Source organism: Sphingomonas sp. Root710, from assembly GCF_001429065.1.
Taxonomy (GTDB): Bacteria; Pseudomonadota; Alphaproteobacteria; order Sphingomonadales; family Sphingomonadaceae; genus Rhizorhabdus.
The window spans coordinates 194,408-212,693 of the sequence record NZ_LMIB01000018.1 but is presented as its reverse complement, the minus strand read 5'-3'; the positions used below and the strand labels follow the sequence as shown (position 1 = coordinate 212,693).

Here is an 18,286-nt window from a genome sequence, read left to right as displayed (position 1 = left end):
TTCGAGTGCAATCGTCTACCAACTATTTGAATCCGGCTAGATATTCGTCAATCCGCGAGGGGTCGAAAACGCGGCCATCGAAGAAACGGTCGGGTCCGAGGGTCAGCGTCCCGCTGCTCGAACCGACCGGCAGCGGAGTCGAAAGCGATCCTTCGACCTTCATGCTGGCGCCGGGCATCGGCAGACCGCTGGCGCCGAGCGCGCGGCGGTATACGTCCGGGCGGAAGACGTTGCCGGCCCGTTGCTCATCGTCGGGACTGGCCTTGATGAAGCCCCAGCGGACGAACTGCGAATAGATCCACAGCGCCTGGCTCCGCCACGGGAATGCGGCCGCTTCGCGATGGAAGATCATGGCGTCGGGCACATCGGCCATCGGCATGCCGGCGCGCACCGGGAAGTGGCCGCTCAGGCTGGGGAGAATGATCCTGGGATCGAGATTGATATATTCGGGTGCGGACAACAGCGTGGCCAGTTCTTCACGATTCGCGGGTTCATCGCACCAGGCGGCGGCGGCGGTCAGCGCCACCAGCAGGCGATCCACCGTGTCCGGATTAGCCTCCATCCACTCTTCGCGGAAGGCCAGCACCTTTTCGACGCCGCGCTGCCAGATGCGGGCGCTCACCATCACCGTCTCGGCGAGACCCTGGTCGACGGCGACCAGTCCCCAGGGCGAACCGGCGATATAGCCGTCGATTTCGCCCGCGCGCAGCGCATCCGCCATGAAGGAGGGCGGCAGAACCGGCATGGCGATGTCGCGATCGGGGTCGATCCCCGCCGAGGCGAGCCAGTAACGCAGGGCGAGCGCGTGGCTCGACAGGCGATGGACCATGCCGATGATCGGCTTGCGGCGATACAGCCCGATCGCGGCGGCGAAATCATGCGCGGTGGCCAGCGGATCGTCGAGCCGCCGTGCCGGATCCGGGTCGAGCGCCTGGGCGAACTCGGTGCCCATCACGAAGATGTTGCCGTTGACGTTGAGCTTGAACGGCGCCGCCAGCGCGCAGCGATGCTGGCTGATCCCCAGCGAAACGCCTACCGTCAACGGTGCGAGCAGATGTGCCGCCTCCGTTTGCCCATAAACGAGCCGGTCGCGCGTCTCCGCCCAGGATGTCGTGCGGATCAGGCGCAGGTCGAAGCCGGCTTCGGCGGCGAAGCCCTTTTCGCGTGCGGCGACGAGCACCGCGCAATCGGTCAGCGGCAGGAAGGCGATCGAGATCGGGGTCAAGCTTTTCCTCCCAACAGGTCGCTGGCGGTGATCAGGGCCTCGGCGACCTCGATGATGCGGCGGCTCTGGTTCATTGCCGTGCTGCGGAGCAGCGCATAGGCATCGGCTTCGGAAAGATTGCGGCTTTCCATCAATATCGCCTTGGCGCGGTCGATGGTCTTGCGGTCGGCCAGTTCCGAACGCGCCGCATCGAGCTCGCTCTGCATCCTGGCGAAGGCGCTGAAGCGGCGGATGGCGAGGTCGAGGATCGGCTTCACCCGCTCCTTGCGCAGCCCGTCGACGACATAGGCCGACACGCCGGCGTCGATCGCCGCGCCGATCATCTGGTCGTCCGACTGATCGACGAACATCGCGATCGGGCGGGCGAGCGCGCGGCTGACCGCGAGCATCTCCTCAAGCGTGTCGCGGCTCGGGCTGCCCAGGTCCATCAGCACGACGTCGGGCGCCATCCGCTCGAGCTTGGCGACCCAGGCCCCGTGCGGCGGCACGACATGGATGTCGTCATAGCCGGCCTCCCGCAGCCCGTCCTCTAGGACGGTCGCGCGCAGGCCGCTGTCGTCGACAATCACGATTCGCAAGGCGGTCGCCCCCATTTTACGAGCCAACGCGAAACCAAGGCGCGTGCCTATGCGGCAATGCAGCGGTACAATGCAACCGTCCGCCGTCCGTCATCGCTCGAAGTGCGGCTGATTGATGGCGCGGCCCCGCGCTTGTAGGGAGGCGTTCCATGACCAATCTCTATACGCGCCTCGCCGAACGCTTCCCGACCGGCGACACCGTCTTCGCCCATCTGACCGATGGCAGCGTCGTTCGCTATGCCGATGTCGAGGCGCGCTCGGCGCGGTTCGCCAATGTGTTGCGCGATCTGGGCGTGCAGACCGGCGATCGGGTCGCGGTGCAGGCCGAGAAGAGCATCGACATGCTGATGGCCTATCTGGGCTGTCTGCGCGCGGGGGCGGTCTTCCTGCCGCTCAACACCGCCTATACCGCAGGCGAACTCGACTATTTCATGCGCGATGCCGAACCCGCGCTGTTCCTGTGCGATCCGAAAGCGCTGGCGGCGGTCGCGCCGCTCGCCGCGGCGGCTGGCGTGCCGCGGGTCGAGACGCTGGGTGCGCAAGGCGAGGGCAGCCTGTCCAAACTCGCCGATGCTGCACCCTCCAGCTTCGAAAATGTCGCGCGCGATGACGATGATCTTGCAGCAATTCTCTACACGTCGGGTACCACCGGCCGCTCCAAGGGGGCGATGCTCAGCCATGACAATCTCGCCTCCAATGCCTTCATGCTGAAGGACTTCTGGCGCTTTACCGCGGACGACATACTGCTCCATGCACTGCCGATCTTCCACACCCATGGCCTCTTCGTCGCGACCAACATCGTCCTCGCGGCGGGCGCGTCGATGATCTTCCTGCCGCGCTTCGATGCTGCGGAAATGCTGCGGCAGTTGCCGCGCGCGACGACGATGATGGGGGTGCCGACCTTCTATATCAGGCTGCTCGACGAGCCCGCATTCACCCGCGATCTGGTGCAGCATATGCGTCTGTTCGTATCGGGCAGCGCGCCGCTCTCCGCCGACATCCATCGCGAGTTCCGCGCGCGCACCGGCCATGCCATCCTCGAACGCTACGGCATGACCGAGACCAATATGAACACGTCCAACCCCTATGACGGCGACCGCATCGCCGGGACGGTGGGGCAGCCTTTGCCGGGGGTGTCGATCCGTATCGCCGATCCCGAGAGCGGGCGCGAACTGCCGCAGGGTGAGGTGGGGGTGATCGAGATCGCGGGCCCGAATGTCTTCAAGGGCTATTGGCGGATGCCCGAAAAGACCGCGGCCGAGGTCCGCGACGGCTGGTTCATCTCGGGCGATCTCGGCTTCATCGACCCGCAAGGCTATGTGTCGATCGTCGGACGCGCCAAGGACCTGATCATCTCGGGCGGCTACAATGTCTATCCCGCCGAGGTCGAGACCGCGATCGACGAACTGCCGGAGGTGCACGAGTCGGCGGTGATCGGCGTACCGCACCGCGATCTGGGCGAAGGCGTGGTTGCCGTGATCGTGCCGCGCGAACCGGGTTTCGCGGACGCGGATGCCATCCAGGCCGGGCTTGCCGACAAGCTTGCCCGCTTCAAGCAGCCCAAGGCGATCCTGTTCGTCGATGCGTTGCCCAAAAATGCTATGGGCAAGGTGCAGAAGGCCGCGCTGCGCGAGGTGCACAAGGGCTTGCTGGGGTAGGCCGGCCTTGGCGCCGTCAGGTGGCGCTGCTTACCGCGACGGTGCCCCAGCCATCATAGCTGACGCCATAGGCCGCCTCGACCCGGAGCGCGTCTTCGGTCAGGGTGCGCAGCGCTGCGTCGGTGGTGGTCTGTTCGCGCTGTACCGAAAGGGTGACATAGCCGTCGTCGTCGAGTTCGACCTCGACGACCGTCCAGCCTAGCGCTTCGATCTCGCCCTCCAGCCGCGCGATCGTCGCTGCTTCGCCGACGAAATGGACATCGACGGGCCGAACGATGTCGGGCGCGTCGCCGCTGTCGCGTAGGTCGCGTACGACGTCGGCGTCGGCGGCGAGTTCTTCCGCCAGGCGGTCGGGATCGAAGGGGAGATCGGACATGGTCTTCCCATGCCATGTAATCGCGCCGGTGGCGCGCCCTATTTGGGCTTCGGCGCGGGCGTGGCGCGACGGACGGTGATGATCTTCACCGGCGCAGCGATCATCTGGCCCTTCATCACGCCTTCGCCGAGGGTGGGCGAGCGCGGCGCGGCGAGGATCTTCTTCACGACGTCCATCCCCTCGACGACATGGCCGAAGGCGGCGTAGCCCGCATTGTCGCCCGGCGCGGACGGATCGGCGTTCATATAGTCCATCTTGCCGATAGTGATGAAGAAGTCGCCCGCAGCGGTCCCGGGTGCGTTGCGGCCCATCGATATCGTGCCGTCGGTATGGAGCACGCCGGTCTTGCTGGTCGGTTCATGCGCAATGGCGGGAAACATCTTGCGCGGATCGAACTTCACACCGCCCTGAACCAGCCCGAGCTCGGGCATGCCGGGCACGTTCACCCCGCGATAAAAGGTCGTGTTGTCGAAGCGCTTCGCATCGACATAGCGCAGGAAATTATTGGTCGTGACCGGCGCGCGCTCTTTCTCCAGCTCGATCAGGATCGGGCCTTCGCTCGTCATCATGTTGACCATCACGGTCGCGGGTTTTGGCGCGGGCGCGGCGGCGGGCGCCGCGGGCAGTGGCGGGGCGGCTTCCTGCGCAGTGGCGGGGACCGCTGACAGCAACAGGGCGGCAAGGGCGAGTCGAAGGATCATCATGCCGTCAGCCTAGCGCAAATCACGCGCCTCATGTCATCTCGAAGTTCGCGAAGGGGCTCGAACAGGGGTGGCGGCCCAGATAGAGGATCTGGTCGTGCGCCTTGTCCTGAACGTCCAGATAATTGGTCTGGATGACGAATTCGGTGAGCGCGGCGCGTTCGATCATCTCGCGGCGATCGCGGATCGATCGGGGTGCGCGGTCGAGCAGATCGGCCGACCAGCCCGACTTCTCGAGCGTCGCCATCATGCGCAGCTTGGGGCCCCTGGGCAGCCCTGCCCTGTGGTCGATCGCCTTGACCATCTTGTCGAAATCCTCCTGCGTCATGGCGAAGGGCCCCACCAGCCGGTTGAGGATCGAACGGATCAGGCCATCGGTATCGGATCCGGCGACGAGGAGCGCGCCGCCGGTCGCGGCGATCGCCGCGCCCGCGCCGGCGCCAGCGAGCATGGTGCGGCGGGTGATGTTGAACGCCATCGTGGCCCCTCCTTCTACAGCAGCGATGCCGCGCGCAGCGACAGCGCGGCCACGGTCAGGCTCGGGTTGGAGGCCGAACAGGTGGTGAAGGCCGAACTGCCCACCACCGCCAGATTGCGCCAGCGATGGTGGATCATCTTCGAATCGATCACCGAACTGGCCGGGTCGTCGCCCATGCGCAGCGTGCCCTGCAGATGCGATTCGGTGTCGCGGTCCGAACGGAAGATGATGTCCTCGACGGGCAGCGGCGACAGCAGCTTGGGCAGCTTGGCGAAGGCCTCCTTCTGCCCGCGCCGGGCATAATCCGATGGCCCGATCCAGCTGACGACGGGCATGCCATGCTCATCAATGGTGACGTTGTTGCCGTCCTGCGGCAGATCCTCGGTCATGATGATCAGCGGCAGCGTCTGCTTCCACCGGCCGGGCTCGGTGCGCAGGCCGTGGACCCAGCGATTCTCGAAGCTGACCAGCGCGGCGGCATAGTCCTTGCGGAACGGGCCATCGTACAGGCCATAGTTGAGGCCGGTGGTGATCGTGCTGCCGTCGAGCGAATCGAGCCCGTCGAGCAGGACTTCGACATGGGTGCCGAGGCTTTCGTGGAGGCCCTTGCCGGTCAACCCGCCACCCATCGACGAACGCTGCAATATGGCCGGGCTCTGGATGGCGTTCGCGCCGAGCACGAACAGGTCGCTGGTGACGCGATATTGCTTGCCCGCGCTCTCGATCACCAACGCGCTGACGCTGTCGCCCGCGCTGTCGAAGCGGATCGCCTTGGTGCTGAGCGCCACCGTGACCCGCGGGTGCTCGAGCACCGATTTCATGCCGTTGAGCGCGGTGAACTTGGCGTCGGCGGGGCAGCGGTGGCAGGTGAAGGAGGCGCAGCAGGCCGCCCGCTGTTCGGTCGCGACGCGCGCCCGCGCGGTCGGGATGGCGAAGTGCCAGTCCCGCTGCGCCTTCTTCAGAAGGTGCTCCGGCGTCGTCATGCGATGCGCGGGCTGCGGGAAGGGGGTCGATCGCGGCAGGACCTTCGCCATGTCCGGGTCGCCCGAAATCGACATGATCGTCTCGGCCTGGCCGTAAAAGGGCTCGAGCGCGTCATAATCGATCGGCCAATCCGCGCCGACGCCATAGAGGCTCTTCAACCGGAAGTCGGTGGGGTGCAGCCGAGGGGTCTGACCGTACCAGCAATTCGTGCCGCCGCCGAGCGCGACGGTATAGTGCCAGGGCTTGTCGCTTTCGGACCTATAGGTGGTCGCGCCGTCGATCGCCGAATTCTTCCACTTCTCGATCTGCCAGCCATGCGGATGATGCTCGCCCCATTCGACGATCAGCACCCTGCCGGGACGCGTCTCCAGCAATTTATGAACGAAGAAGGTCGAACCGAAGCCCGAGCCGATCACGACATAATCGAAATGTTCGTCGGCCAGCGCGGCCGGGTCTGCGAGATTCATCGGGCCTTTTACTCCCCGCCCCCGCAAGATCGAAAGCTAACCGCTTTGCGGAGTGAAGAGAACTGCTGCGCTGCGGCATTCACGGCTTTTTCCGCCCGGTTCGTCGGGTGACGGTGGCGCGCCCCACCCCGCACTGCGAGCAGAGCGCATCACGATGATGGAGCGGACATGGCCGCAAGCCCCCCGTCCAAATTGCGCGACGTCGATGCGTTGCGCGGCTATGCCGCGCTCGCGGTGGCGCTCTACCATTTCCTCCTGGCCTATGTTCCGGCGGCGTCGGCGCCCCGCGCCCTGACGGCGCTGGGCCTCGTCGCCCAGCGTCCTTTCCTGGTCGCGCCGCTCAACGGTCATTTCATGGTCACGGTCTTCTTCGTGCTGTCGAGCTTCGTGCTGACCCGCGGGCTGGTGAGCGGCGGAGAGCGAAGCCGGGGCATCGCCGCGATCGCCAAGCGCTTCCCCCGGTTGCTGCCGCTGACGCTGGTCGGGGTGCTGCTGCCCGCCACGCTCTACCTGTCCGGCTGGCTGCCGACGCGCGCGGTGGCGGCGATAACCCATTCGGAGTGGCTCGATCGCAGCGGCGGGATCAAATATTGGGCGCCCTGGCCCGCCGTCTCGCTGTGGAGCGCCGCGCGCGACGGCGTGCTGCTGTTCGCGCATGGCGTCAGCCAGTTCAACTCGGCGCTGTGGACGATGAAATATGAACTGTTCGGCAGTATGCTGGCGCTGGCCGGCGCGACGCTGATCGGATCGCGGCCACGCCCGATCGTCGATGCGCTGCTCCTCACCCTGATCGCCATCGCCGCGCTGCGCATCCACCCGCTTTGCGCGATCTGCGTCGCCACCGTCTATATCGCCAAATATGTGCTGGCGCGGCCGGTGGACCTGAAGCTGCCGGTGGCGCTGGGCCTGATCGGGATCGGTCTCGTCCTGGGGTCGGCCTATAAGGCGACTCAGGTCATGCGGATCGACTGGCTGCTGCTCGGCGCGGGGGCGACCGCGCTGCTGGTGGGGATGCGCGGTATCGCCAGGCTGCGCGAGATCGATAGCCGGGTCGGCCGCCAGCTCGGCCGCCTGTCCTTCGCGGTCTATGTGATCCACATCCCGATCCAGTCGGCGGTGGCGGGGGCAATCATCCTGACTTTCGGCTATTGCCCGATCGCCGTGGCCGGCGCGCTGATCCTGTCGACGACGCTTATCTTCCTGCTCGCCTGGCCGCTGTCGCGGCTCGACGAGCAATGGATGGCGCAGCTCAGCCGCTGGCTCGGTGGCCCGAAGGCGCCGACATCGGGCGAGCGCGCGGCGCGCCGCAATCCGGCGCCCTGATCAGGCCAATCTTTCCGGCACCACCACGGAATCCTCGAGCAGTTTCTCGGTCGGCGCGACCTGCTCCCACGGGAAGACGAACCAGTCCTTGTTGGAACTGCGGTCGATCGTGCGGAAGCGATAATGGACGCGCTCGGTCGAGACGACATTGTCGATCAGCGTCGCGAAGCGGACATTGTCGAGATTGCCGCCCGCGGCGGTCAGCGCCGCCTTCACATGGGCGATGGTGCCGCCGCTGTCGTTGATGTCGTCGACGAACAACAGCCGGTCGGTCATGCTGTGCACCGCCAGCTTGACGAGCAATTCTGCCGCGAAGTCGGGCAGGTGCGAGCTATGGTCGACCGACAGCATCGGTACCCCGGTCGCATGGCTCAGATAGACCGCCGGGGTGAGCCCGCCCCGCCCGAGGCCGATGATGAAGGCGGGCGACCAGCCGCTCTCCTTCACCCGCGCCGCGACATATTGAACCGCCATCAGGAACTCGGGATGGTCGACATTGGTCAGGGTCGGCATGGGCGGTTCCTTATGACAGCGAGGCGTCGACATAGGCGTCGAGCGCGGCGAGATGCCGGGCGACATCCTCATCGTCGAGGAAGGAGCCCAGGAAGCTGTTGCGCGCCAGCGTGGCGAAATCCCCCGCGTCGAGCATGCCGCCGGGGATCAGCGCGCGATAATTGTCGTTCACATAGCCGCCGAAATAGGCGGGATCGTCCGAATTGACTGTCGCGCGCAGCCCCAGGCGCAGCATGCGGGCGATCGGATGCGCGTCGATATCGTCGACGACGCACAGTTTCAGGTTCGACAGCGGGCAGACGGTGAGGGTCATCCCGGACCGCGCCAGCCGGGTGGTCAGCGCCGCATCCTCGAGCGAGCGGTTGCCATGGTCGAGCCGGTCGATGTGGAGCAGGTTGAGCGCCTCGTGGACATAGGCGGGAGGGCCTTCCTCCCCGGCATGCGCGACGCGCCGCAGCCCCATCTCTCCCGCGCGGGCGAAGACACGCGCGAATTTGGCGGGCGGATGGCCGAGCTCGGACGAATCGAGGCCGACCCCGGCGATCCGGTCGAGCCAGGGTTCGGCGGCGGCGAGCGTCGCGAAGGCGGCGTCCTCGTCGAGATGGCGCAGGAAGCAGAGGATCAGTTTCGAGGTCAGTCCATGTTTCGCCCGCGCTCCGGCCATACCCGCGAGCAATCCGTCGACGACGACCTGGAACGGGATGCCGCGATCGGTGTGGGTCTGGGGATCGAAGAAGATCTCGGCATGGCGGACATGGTCGGCGGCGGCGCGATCGAAATAGGCGGCGGCGAGGTCGTGGAAATCCTCTTCGGTCCGCAGAACGTCGGCGCCCTGATAATAGATGTCGAGAAAGTCCTGCAGCCGCGAGAAGCTATAGGCCCCGCGCAATTCCTCCACGCTCCGAAAGGGGATGGCGATGCGGTTGCGCGCGGCGAGCGCAAACATCTGCTCGGGCTCCAGACTGCCTTCGATGTGCAGATGAAGCTCGGCCTTGGGCAGGCCGGCGACGAAGGTTGCGAGATCGGTCATGCGGATATCTTCCCCATCGCATCGACATCCTCTCACCGCCGATCCTAACAGGCGATCGCCGGGGCGCAAGCGGCCCGGATGCAATGACGGTGTGATGATGTTTTTGTGACGGCTGCGGCCAATGCCATTGTTTTCATGCCGAAAATCTTGGTGCGATTACGTAACGACGGGAACGATCGAAGCCGCGGGCCGATTATTCGTGCGATGCCGATGGAGCGCGAAATGAGCCAAGCCTCGGGCCGTGCGCTGATTGTCGAGGACAATGTCCTGCTCAACTGCCTATTGCAGGAGATGGTGCGCGCGCTGGGATTTTCGGTGGCGGGCGCCGCCACCTCCGCCGAGGCGCGCGATGCGATAAGCCGTGGCGGCTTCGACCTCATGGTCGCCGATCTCAACCTCGACCATGGGAGCTCGGGCCTTTCGTTGGCGCGAGAGGCGATGCTGACCAATCGCGCGATGCGGGTGGTGATCGCCTCGGGGCTTCCGGCGCCTGCGGAACTCGAAGCGAGCATAGCCTTCCTGCAGAAACCGTTCACTGTAGGCCAGCTCCAGAGCGCGATCCGGATCTGAGGTTGCCCGACTGCTATTGCCGCATTGTCGACGAAGCGTGCCATCGCTTCGACCGGAGGGTTATACTGACGGAACCTTGCCGCGCGGCGGCTGTTCCGATGCGGGAGTCGGCACAACACCCCCCGTGGGTCGGCTTGCAAACGGGGGACCCATCAGTCTCTCCCCCCTGGCTGATGGGTCCTTATCCCCCTCGGACCTCGACTCGCGCCGGCATCATGCCTAGGCAGCCGTCATGTCGCCGCGCACCCGCACCATCATGTCTGCCCGTCTCCCGCTCAACATCTTCGAATGGGGCGATCCCGCCGCGCCACCGCTGATCCTCCAGCATGGCGGGCGCGACCACGCCCGCAGCTGGGATGCGGTCGCCGCCGCCTTCGCCGATGATCATCGTGTGATTGTCCCCGATCTGCGCGGTCATGGCGATAGCGGCTGGGCCAATGATGGCCATTATGTCCTGATGGACATGGTTGCCGACTTCGACATCGTGATCCGTGCGCTCGATCTGCCGCCCTGCGCTATCGTCGGCCATTCGCTTGGCGGCAACATCGTCACGCGCTTTGCCGGGCTCTATCCCGAACGCGTCACGCGCCTGGTCAATGTCGAGGGGCTGGGCGATGCGCCGGCGGTGGTCGCCCAGCAACGCGAGCGTGACCCAGTCGAGCAGTGGCGCAACTGGTTGGACCGCCGCCCCGAGGCACTGGCGCGCACGCCGCGGCGTTACCCCGATCTCGCTACCCTCGCCGCCCGGATGGAAAAGGTCGACCATCGCCTCGCGCCGGGCCAGGCGGAGCACCTCGCCCGCCACGCCGCCCGCGACAATCCCGATGGGACGGTCAGCGTGAAACATGACCCGGCGCTATCGCTGTTGTCGGTGTTCGACATCAGCGACGCCACCAAGCGGCGGCTGTGGGAAAAGATCAGCTGCCCGGTGCTGTTGATCTATGGCGCGCAGAGCTGGGCATCGGACCCGGTTGCGGACGGTCGCGCCGCGCATTTCCAGGATGCCCGGCTCGAGATGTTCGAGAATGCCGGCCATTGGGTCCATCACGACCGGCGCGACGATTTCATCGCCGTCGTGCGCGATTTCCTTGAATCCTAGACGCCCAGCTCGACGGTCACCTCGTCGCCTTCGCCGATACCCTCGGCCTTGCGCACCTCAGCCTTGATCGGGAGGATGAAGCCTCCGCTGTCGCGCTGCGGGAAAATCGACGTCGTCCAGCGCGTGTCGCCGATGCGCGCCGCGACCTTGATCGATCCGAAGCCCCCGGTCCGTCCCAACGCGGCGAAGCGGATCTCGGCGGCGGTCTGGCCGTCGATGGTCAGGAAATGCCAGCCCGACGCCTGGGGCTTCGCCGCCGGTTTCCATAGCCAGATGCGCGCGGTCAGTTCGAAATATTCGCGATGGTCCATGCGGCACCATGCTGCGCGTCTTCGCGCCCCGTCAATGGCCGGAGCGTCCGCTCAAGCCCGGGGAGAATGAGCGGGTCGCCTGCCTGACCAGAAGGCTGGTTAGCGGGGCCGGTCGAGCGCGTTGATCGCCGCGTGGACGCGCGCCTCTATCTCCTCGCGCGGCAGGCCGGGGGGGATCGGTTCCCCGAAGCGCATCGTGACGACGCCGGGCCGCTTGCGGAAGCTGTTGCGCGGCCACAACCGCCCGCTGTCGAGGGCGATCGGCACGACCGGGATCTTGAGCTGTTTGTAGAGCCCGGCGAAGCCCGGCTGGAGCGGCGGCTGGTCGCCCGGGGCGACGCGCGTGCCCTCTGGGAAGATCAGGATAGAGCGGCCGTCCTCGCGCGCGGCGATCGCGGCGCGCATCATCCGGCGCAACGCGCTGGCCGATCCCGAGCGGTCGACCGGGATCACCCCGGCGCGGCGCGCGACCTGACCGAACAGCGGCATGTCGGCCAGCTCGCGTTTCAGCACCACCGCCGGATCGTCGATGATCACCAGCACGTCGAGCGTCTCGTACATCGACTGATGCTTGCCCGCGAACAGATAGGGGCCCGAGGGGACATGGCCTTCGACCCGGGTCCGGATGCCGAGGATGTAGCGACAGCACAGTCGGTGGAAGCCCGCCCACAGCATCGCATGGCGGCGCAGCACCCGGGGCCCCGCGGGGACCAGCGGAAAGGCGCTGAGTACCGCAAGCACCGTGCCCGCATAAAAGACCAGCGCGAACAGCGTCGACCGTAACAGGGTCATCATATTCCGATCAGCCCCGCGATCCGCCGCAGCAGATATTTGTTATATTCACGCACCAGATCGACCAGCCCAGGCTCGGTAGGCACCGCGTCGGCGACGATGGTCAGGTCGTCCGGCGTCATCGCCTCGAGGTCGTAGCGGCCCCGTACCATGTGCCAGTCGGAGGTGACGAGGCGGATCGACCTGTAGCGGTTGCGCGCGATCCAGCCCGCCGCTTCCTCGGCATTGGAGCGGGTGTCGACCGACTCATGGCCGAGGTCGACGCAGCAGTCGATCAGCTTGCGGTCGGCTTTGAACTGGGCGGCCAGTTCGTGCGGTTTCACCCGGCGGTCGGCCCCCGAGATCAGCAGCCGCTTCGCGCGCTTGTCGGCGAGCATCGCCAGGCCCCGTTCGACACGCCCGCGGCCGCCGGTCATCACGACGATGCCGTCGGTGGTGATGCCGTCGGCGGCGGGTTGTGGCAGGAACAGCGCGAAGGCCATGAAGCCCGCGATCCACAGCAGCAGCGCGGCGGCAATGGTGCGGATGATCATAGCCGTCTCCGCAGCGCGAGGATGATCGTCAGCCGGGCGGCGAGCATCGCCAGCAGCGTGCCTGCGAGCGGCAGCAGTGCGAGCATGGCCCAGGCGAGCGGGGGCAGGTCGACCGAACCCAGCAGGTCCGAGCCGACGTCGGCGATCCGGTCGCCGACCGCGAAAATGACGAGGCTGGCGAGGAGCAGGCCGACCAGCCCGCCGAACAGCGCGTCAGTGGCGATGCGGCGCTGGAACAGCCGGGCGATCTGTGCGTCGCTCGAGCCGAGATGGTGCATCACGTCGATCGTCGCCTGATGGGTGTTGAGCGCCGCGCGGGCCGCGAGGACGACGGTGAAGGCCGCCGCCGCCGCCATCAGCAGGACGAGCACCGCCGCCAGCCAGCGCAGCGAGCCGATCAGCCCCGCGAGCGGGGTGAGCCACTGGCCATGGGCGTCGACCCGGGCGCGCGGGCTGATCGCGCGCACCGTCGCCTCGGCCGCCTTGATCCCGCTTTCTGCCCCGGGCGCGAAGGCGACGTCGATCATCGCGGGCACCGGCAGGTCGTTGTCGGCGAGGCCCGCGCCCAGCCAGGGCTGGAGGAGCTGGGTGATCTCGGCGTCGCCGATCCGCCGCACGCTTTCGACCCCGGACAGCTTGCCCATCGCCGTCGCGATCCGGCGTGCGGCGTCGTCACGCCGGACCTGGTTGGCATCGACGATCTGAATGGTGATCTGGCCCGACATATGCGCGTCGAGCCCGCGCGCCGCGAAGCCGAGGGCGAGCCCCGCGGCGGCGGCGAGCACCATCAGGAACATCATGATCGCGATGACCCAGGGCATCGGCCCGGACAGCCAACCTTCGGGCAGCAGGCGGCGTCCTGCCGCGCTGGTCAGCCAAGTGCCCGATCCGCGTCCGAACAGCGCCATCAGCTCAGCCTCAGCACTTCGGCGCGGGGCGCGGGGTTCGACAGGCGGCCATTGTCGAGCCGGATGATCTGCGCATTGGGGACGCGCGGCACGAGCTGGAGATCGTGGGTGGCGACGAGGATCGTCGTGCCCAACTTGTTGAGCGCGACGAACAGGTAGAGCAGCCGCTCGGCCATTTCGGCATCGACGTTGCCGGTCGGTTCGTCGGCGACGAGGATTTCGGGCCGGCCGATCACGGCCCGCGCGATTGCGACGCGCTGCTGCTCGCCGCCCGACAAGGTCGCGGGCTTGGCATAGGCGCGGCCCGACAGCCCGACCCAGTCGAGCATCTCGCGCACCGGGGTGTCGATGTCCGCTTCCGCTACCCCGTTCACGCGCAACGGCAGCGCGATATTTTCATAGGCGGAGAGGTGCGGGATCAGGCGGAAGTCCTGGAACACTGTGCCGATCCGGCGGCGGAAGCCCGGCATGCGGGCCCGCGGCAGGGTGACGACATCCTCGCCGAACATGCGGATCAGGCCGCGGCTCGGCCGCTGGGCAAGATAGATCAGCCGCAGCAGCGAACTCTTGCCCGCGCCGGAGGGGCCGGTGAGGAAGTAGAAGGCGCCCGCCTCCAGCCCGAAGCTGATGTCGCTCAGCGTCTCCGGCCCGCCGCCGTAGCGCAGCCCGACATTCTCGAACTGGACGATGTTGGCGGCCCCCGGCCTCATCGGAACCCCGTATTGAGCATGGCCCCGCCATGGCACAGCCGGTCCGCCGCCGCAAATGGCGGATGGACGGTTAACGACCCAGAAGGCCACCGCAAATGCTTGCAGCGCGAGTCCGGTCGTGGTTAGTGATGGGGCCCATGATTTTATCCTGCCCCGCCTGCAATACCCGCTATCTCGTCCCGGACACCGCAGTCGGGCCTTCGGGCCGGCAGGTGCGCTGCGCCAGCTGCGGGCATAGCTGGTTCCAGGCGCCGCCGCCGTCCGATCCGGCCCAGGCCCAGGTTGCGCCCAATCCAATTCCGCCTGCCGCTCCGGCCCCGCCGCCCGAACCTGCGCCGCCGCCCGCAGCCGCGGCAGGCGAGGTGCCCGAGGACGAGGTGCAGTCGCGCTATGACGGCCCGGACGAGGCCGCGCCGATCCACGACATCGTCGTCGCGCGCCCGCGCCGCAATATCGGCAAGCTTCTGACCATCACGGCGGTGATCGTAGCGCTGCTGCTGCTCGCCGCGATCGGCGCGGTCGTCGCGGTGGGGCCCGACAAGCTGGCGGAGCGGCTGGGCGTCGTGCCCGCGCCGGTGCCGCTGGTGATCGAGATGACCAGCAAGCCCGACCGGCGCGAGACGGCGAGCGGCAACGAGCTGCTCGCGGTGACCGGCAAGATCGTCAACCCGACCGACCGACCGCAGAGCGTCCGTGACATCCGCGCCGAGCTGCGCGACACCCAGGGGCGCACCGTCTACAGCTGGACAATCACCCGCCCGGTGCCCCAGCTGGCCCCCGGCGCGTCGGCCGAGTTCGACAGCGCCGCCGTGGACATTCCGCGTGGTGCGAAGAATCTTCACCTGAGCTTCATCGGCCCGACGGGCAACTGATCCGTTTCTCGAGCGTCATTCCGGTAACGGAGGTGAGGAGAAGCACATGCGCATAGGCGTGTTGACGGGCGGCGGCGACGTGCCGGGGCTGAACCCCTGCATCCGGTCGATCACGCTCTCGGCGATAGACCGCGGCTGGGAGGCGATCGGCTTTCGCCGGGGCTGGCAGGGGTTTCTGGAGATCGATCCGGCCGATCCCGGCAGCGTCGCCGCGCACAGCATCGCGCTCGATCGCGAGGTGGTGCGCGGCATCGACCGGATCGGGGGCACGATGCTCCATACCTCGCGCACCGATCCGCGCACGGTGGATGGCGGCGATCGCACGGCGCATGTCCTTCATGTCCTCGACAAACTCGGCGTCGACGCGCTGATCACGCTGGGCGGCGACGGGACGCTGCGCTTCTCGGCGCATCTGTCGGCGCAGGGCTTTCCGGTGGTGTCCATTCCCAAGACGATGGACAACGACGTCTTCGGCACCGACTATTGCATCGGCTTTTCGACCGCCATCACCCGGTCGGTCGACGCGATCAACGCGCTGCGCACGACCGCCGAGAGCCATGAGCGCATCGCGATCGTCGAACTGTTCGGCCGGCGAAGCGGCGAAACAGCCTTGCTCGCGGGCTTTCTGGCGCAGGTCGACCGCACCGTCATCGCCGAGGTGCCCGCCGATCCGGATATCCTGCTGCCGCTGCTCGCCGCCGACCGGCGCAGCCGCCCCGGTGGCTATGCGATGTGCGTGATCTCCGAAGGGGCAACGCTCAGCGGCGATGCGGCGGGCGATGCCCAGCGCAAGCTGTCGGCCACCCAGCGCAGCGAACAGGCGGTCAGCCGGCGGCTGGCGCTGCTGATCGAGGAGCAGGCGAAGCAGGGCACGATCGTCCAGCAACTCGCCTATCTGATGCGCTCGGGTGATCCCGATGCGCTCGATCGGATGGTGGGGTTCGCCTTTGGCGGCCTCGCGGTCCGCAAGATCGAAACCGGGCAGACCGGCTGCATGCTGGCGCTGCGTGACGGCAATTATTGCAGCGTGCCGATCGATACGCTGCTCGGCGGGACCAAGACCGTAGACGTTGCCGCGCTCTATGACGCGACCACCTACCGGCCGAAACTCACGCATGTCGAAGGCATGCCGATGTTCCTGTATTGAAAGCTCGAGCCGCTGAAACGACGAAGCGTGCGCGAATCCCCATTGCGCCCCCTCTAGGGCTTTGCTAGGGGCACGCGCCTACCAGCATCCCGGCCCGCCGGGATCCTACTCGGTGTGCGGTCGTGGCGGAACTGGTAGACGCGCAACGTTGAGGTCGTTGTGGCCGAAAGGCCGTGGAAGTTCGAGTCTTCTCGACCGCACCAATATCCTTTGAAAACAAAGGATAATTTCGGGGGCTGGCACAATCGTGCACAGTGCCGCTCCCGACACGCTGTAAAGCGTTCGACTACGGGATGGATGAGGCCGCTTCCTGCTTGATCGATGCCCGGATGACGCGGGAGCGGGCACTGGCGCTCACCGGCCAATTGATGCTGGTTCCCGCCCCTCTCGAGCGCCTTCAAGAAGCCATCTGGAGCCGGGGCCGCGACGCGAGGCGGCGTATTTATTCCCCTCCTGTCAGCCGATGTTCGGGCTGACCCGGCAGAAATCGGCTCCAGGCCCCTAATTTTGAAGGCCCTGGGTCAACCGCCTTTTGGAGCGCCCGCATCTACGGGCAGCCGCATCATCTGCGATGACTCCGCTCTTTTGCGGGAACGTGCCGATCTGCCAGCATCGCACTGGTGATGATCAGGAGAATGCTTCCCGACAGAATGGCGAAAAACGCGGAGGGCGACGCGAGCGACAGGATCGCACCGCCACCGAAGCTGCTCGCAATGCCGCCCATCCGGCCCACCGCCGAGCTGGCGCCGACGCCTGTCGAGCGGCATTCAAGCGGATAGCTGTTCGCGGCGAGCACGAACAGCAGCGCCTGGATGCCACCGATCAGCCCGCCCGCCATAACATAGAGGGTGGCCATCCCAATGAGTGACGGTGCGCCGCCCGCGCCAAGAGCAGCGCTCGACGCTAGAACCACCGCGGTGGCGGCTGCGAGCGCCGTCATGACAGCCCGCGTACCGTGACGCGCGGCGACGACCGACGCGCCTATGGTGCATATGAGCGAGGCGATATTATACGGCACGGCAAGGCCGATCGCGACGGCCAGCGGAACGCCCATCGACGTCAGCGCGGTCGTTCCCCATGCCAGCAGGGCGGTGGCGACGAACGTATTGACGAAGAAGCCGAGCCAGACGGCGATATTGGTTCGCGCATGGTCCGGCGTGAGAATAATCGTCTTCTCGGCGGGGGGAGGCGACGTGGCGTCACTTCGGACAGGTCGCCAGATCGGTTTTTCCTCGGGCCATGCCCGGGCCAACAGCGCGTCAAGCCTGGCGCTGCCGCCCCGGCGTGACAGCCATCCGGGCGACTCCGGCATCCACAAGGCGATCGCTGCTGCGAGCCCCAGCGACAGCAGACCGCCAACGATGAAGCTGCCTTCCCAGCCCCATCGATCGAGAACGAGCACAGCGACGACCGCTCCCACCATCCCACCGACCGGGATACCCACCGTCATGATGCCGACCGCCTGGCTGATCGCGCGGCGCGGTGTCCATTCCGCCACAAGGGCGGCCGCATTGGGAAAGCAGGCCCCGAAGCCCAGGCCGCTGATGAAGCGCATCACCGTAAGGGTCTGAACATTGTCCGCGGCGGCACAGCCTATATCGGCGAGCCCGAAGAGGAGCACGGTCCCGACCAGCACGGGCTTGCGTCCCCAGCGGTCGCCCAACTTACCGCCCGCCAGGGTGCCGATCGCCATGCCGATCGCCGTGATTCCGACGGCGGGCGAAAGCTGGAGCTTGGTGACGTTCCAGTCGGCCAATATGCTGGGCGTGGCATAGCCCAGGATCTGCAGGCTCAGCCCGTCGAACACCATGATCGCGGTGACCAGTCCGACGACGACAAGCTGCAGAGCCGAAAGACGACGCGCATCAATGAGGCCGGCGATCGTGCCGTCGTCAGGAGGCGATATACCGGCAAGGGTTTGATGGGACATTGCGCTCTCACAGGGAATCGGCTGGCACCGCCAGAAAGGAAACAAGGCGGGCGGCGCAGTAGCGATCCGCTGCGTGATGTG

At 66.7% G+C, this 18,286-nt stretch carries 20 protein-coding genes and 1 tRNA gene; 7 read left to right on the top strand and 14 right to left on the bottom strand.

Translation table 11 applies throughout. From position 1 onward, the window contains the following. Positions 1 to 22: 22 nt before the first annotated feature. Together ASE00_RS21680 and ASE00_RS21675 are read right to left on the bottom strand one after the other, a co-directional pair. Positions 23 to 1,225 carry a CmpA/NrtA family ABC transporter substrate-binding protein gene (locus ASE00_RS21680; protein WP_056383815.1) on the bottom strand — a complete coding sequence of 401 codons (1,203 nt, stop codon included), beginning with the start codon at positions 1,223 to 1,225 and terminating at the stop codon, positions 23 to 25. Continuing rightward, positions 1,222 to 1,803: an ANTAR domain-containing response regulator gene (locus ASE00_RS21675; protein WP_056383860.1), complete on the bottom strand. Its 582-nt coding sequence runs from the start codon at positions 1,801 to 1,803 to the stop codon at positions 1,222 to 1,224. The genes ASE00_RS21680 and ASE00_RS21675 overlap by 4 nt, the downstream gene beginning before the upstream one ends. Positions 1,804 to 1,952: 149 nt before the next feature. On the opposite strand from ASE00_RS21675, the gene ASE00_RS21670 reads away from it, so the two are divergent. After that, positions 1,953 to 3,461, top strand: coding sequence for a malonate--CoA ligase (locus tag ASE00_RS21670; RefSeq protein WP_056383814.1), 1,509 nt, complete (start codon positions 1,953 to 1,955; stop codon positions 3,459 to 3,461). 16 nt (positions 3,462 to 3,477) lie between these two features. Here ASE00_RS21670 and ASE00_RS21665 read toward each other — a convergent pair whose 3' ends face one another. The 4 genes from ASE00_RS21665 to ASE00_RS21650 are packed head-to-tail and all read right to left on the bottom strand — an operon-like array spanning position 3,478 to position 6,467. Then, positions 3,478 to 3,837 carry a ribonuclease E inhibitor RraB gene (locus ASE00_RS21665; RefSeq protein WP_056383813.1) on the bottom strand — a complete coding sequence of 120 codons (360 nt, stop codon included), beginning with the start codon at positions 3,835 to 3,837 and terminating at the stop codon, positions 3,478 to 3,480. A gap of 38 nt (positions 3,838 to 3,875) precedes the next feature. After that, positions 3,876 to 4,541 (bottom strand): peptidylprolyl isomerase, encoded by a 666-nt coding sequence (locus tag ASE00_RS21660; RefSeq protein WP_056383812.1) that lies wholly within the window; start codon positions 4,539 to 4,541, stop codon positions 3,876 to 3,878. Between the two features lie 28 nt (positions 4,542 to 4,569). Then, positions 4,570 to 5,016 (bottom strand): hypothetical protein, encoded by a 447-nt coding sequence (locus ASE00_RS21655; RefSeq protein ID WP_056383811.1) that lies wholly within the window; start codon positions 5,014 to 5,016, stop codon positions 4,570 to 4,572. A 14-nt stretch (positions 5,017 to 5,030) separates the two neighbouring features. Then, entirely contained in the window at positions 5,031 to 6,467 is a 1,437-nt protein-coding gene (locus tag ASE00_RS21650) for a GMC oxidoreductase (RefSeq protein ID WP_056383810.1), read from the bottom strand. Between the two features lie 168 nt (positions 6,468 to 6,635). Between ASE00_RS21650 and ASE00_RS21645 the strand changes: the two genes are divergently transcribed. Then, positions 6,636 to 7,790, top strand: a complete 1,155-nt coding sequence (locus ASE00_RS21645; RefSeq protein WP_082594894.1) for an acyltransferase family protein — start codon at positions 6,636 to 6,638, stop codon at positions 7,788 to 7,790. On the opposite strand, the gene ASE00_RS21640 is transcribed toward ASE00_RS21645, so the two are convergent. Both ASE00_RS21640 and ASE00_RS21635 read right to left on the bottom strand, forming a co-directional pair. After that, on the bottom strand, positions 7,791 to 8,303 hold the full coding sequence (locus ASE00_RS21640; protein WP_056383808.1) for a phosphoribosyltransferase: 513 nt from the start codon (positions 8,301 to 8,303) through the stop codon (positions 7,791 to 7,793). A gap of 10 nt (positions 8,304 to 8,313) precedes the next feature. Then, positions 8,314 to 9,333: an adenosine deaminase gene (locus tag ASE00_RS21635; RefSeq protein WP_056383807.1), complete on the bottom strand. Its 1,020-nt coding sequence runs from the start codon at positions 9,331 to 9,333 to the stop codon at positions 8,314 to 8,316. Positions 9,334 to 9,555: 222 nt separating this feature from the next. Between ASE00_RS21635 and ASE00_RS21630 the strand changes: the two genes are divergently transcribed. Together ASE00_RS21630 and ASE00_RS21625 are read left to right on the top strand one after the other, a co-directional pair. After that, positions 9,556 to 9,903 (top strand): response regulator, encoded by a 348-nt coding sequence (locus ASE00_RS21630; RefSeq protein WP_056383858.1) that lies wholly within the window; start codon positions 9,556 to 9,558, stop codon positions 9,901 to 9,903. Between the two features lie 232 nt (positions 9,904 to 10,135). After that, entirely contained in the window at positions 10,136 to 11,002 is an 867-nt protein-coding gene (locus ASE00_RS21625) for an alpha/beta fold hydrolase (protein WP_056383806.1), read from the top strand. On the opposite strand, the gene ASE00_RS21620 is transcribed toward ASE00_RS21625, so the two are convergent. The 5 genes from ASE00_RS21620 to ftsE form a co-directional block, all read right to left on the bottom strand. Continuing rightward, positions 10,999 to 11,313, bottom strand: coding sequence for a DUF1905 domain-containing protein (locus ASE00_RS21620; RefSeq protein WP_056383805.1), 315 nt, complete (start codon positions 11,311 to 11,313; stop codon positions 10,999 to 11,001). The genes ASE00_RS21625 and ASE00_RS21620 overlap by 4 nt on opposite strands. A gap of 99 nt (positions 11,314 to 11,412) precedes the next feature. Beyond that, positions 11,413 to 12,105 (bottom strand): lysophospholipid acyltransferase family protein, encoded by a 693-nt coding sequence (locus ASE00_RS21615; protein WP_056383856.1) that lies wholly within the window; start codon positions 12,103 to 12,105, stop codon positions 11,413 to 11,415. Continuing rightward, positions 12,105 to 12,638, bottom strand: a complete 534-nt coding sequence (locus tag ASE00_RS21610; RefSeq protein ID WP_056383804.1) for a YdcF family protein — start codon at positions 12,636 to 12,638, stop codon at positions 12,105 to 12,107. The genes ASE00_RS21615 and ASE00_RS21610 overlap by 1 nt, the downstream gene beginning before the upstream one ends. After that, positions 12,635 to 13,546, bottom strand: a complete 912-nt coding sequence (locus ASE00_RS21605) for a cell division protein FtsX (protein ID WP_056383803.1) — start codon at positions 13,544 to 13,546, stop codon at positions 12,635 to 12,637. Before ASE00_RS21605 ends, ASE00_RS21610 begins: the two co-directional genes overlap by 4 nt. Then, positions 13,546 to 14,256 (bottom strand): cell division ATP-binding protein FtsE, encoded by a 711-nt coding sequence (ftsE, locus tag ASE00_RS21600; protein ID WP_056383802.1) that lies wholly within the window; start codon positions 14,254 to 14,256, stop codon positions 13,546 to 13,548. The genes ASE00_RS21605 and ftsE overlap by 1 nt, the downstream gene beginning before the upstream one ends. A gap of 137 nt (positions 14,257 to 14,393) precedes the next feature. Between ftsE and ASE00_RS21595 the strand changes: the two genes are divergently transcribed. The 3 genes from ASE00_RS21595 (at position 14,394) to ASE00_RS21585 (ending at position 16,478) form a co-directional block, all read left to right on the top strand. After that, positions 14,394 to 15,128, top strand: a complete 735-nt coding sequence (locus tag ASE00_RS21595) for a zinc-ribbon domain-containing protein (protein WP_056383801.1) — start codon at positions 14,394 to 14,396, stop codon at positions 15,126 to 15,128. 46 nt (positions 15,129 to 15,174) lie between these two features. Further along, entirely contained in the window at positions 15,175 to 16,275 is a 1,101-nt protein-coding gene (locus tag ASE00_RS21590) for a 6-phosphofructokinase (protein WP_056383800.1), read from the top strand. A 116-nt stretch (positions 16,276 to 16,391) separates the two neighbouring features. Further along, positions 16,392 to 16,478: transfer RNA gene (locus ASE00_RS21585), tRNA-Leu, on the top strand. A 359-nt stretch (positions 16,479 to 16,837) separates the two neighbouring features. Here ASE00_RS21585 and ASE00_RS21580 read toward each other — a convergent pair. Continuing rightward, on the bottom strand, positions 16,838 to 18,205 hold the full coding sequence (locus tag ASE00_RS21580; RefSeq protein WP_056383799.1) for an MFS transporter: 1,368 nt from the start codon (positions 18,203 to 18,205) through the stop codon (positions 16,838 to 16,840). Positions 18,206 to 18,286: the final 81 nt, after the last annotated feature.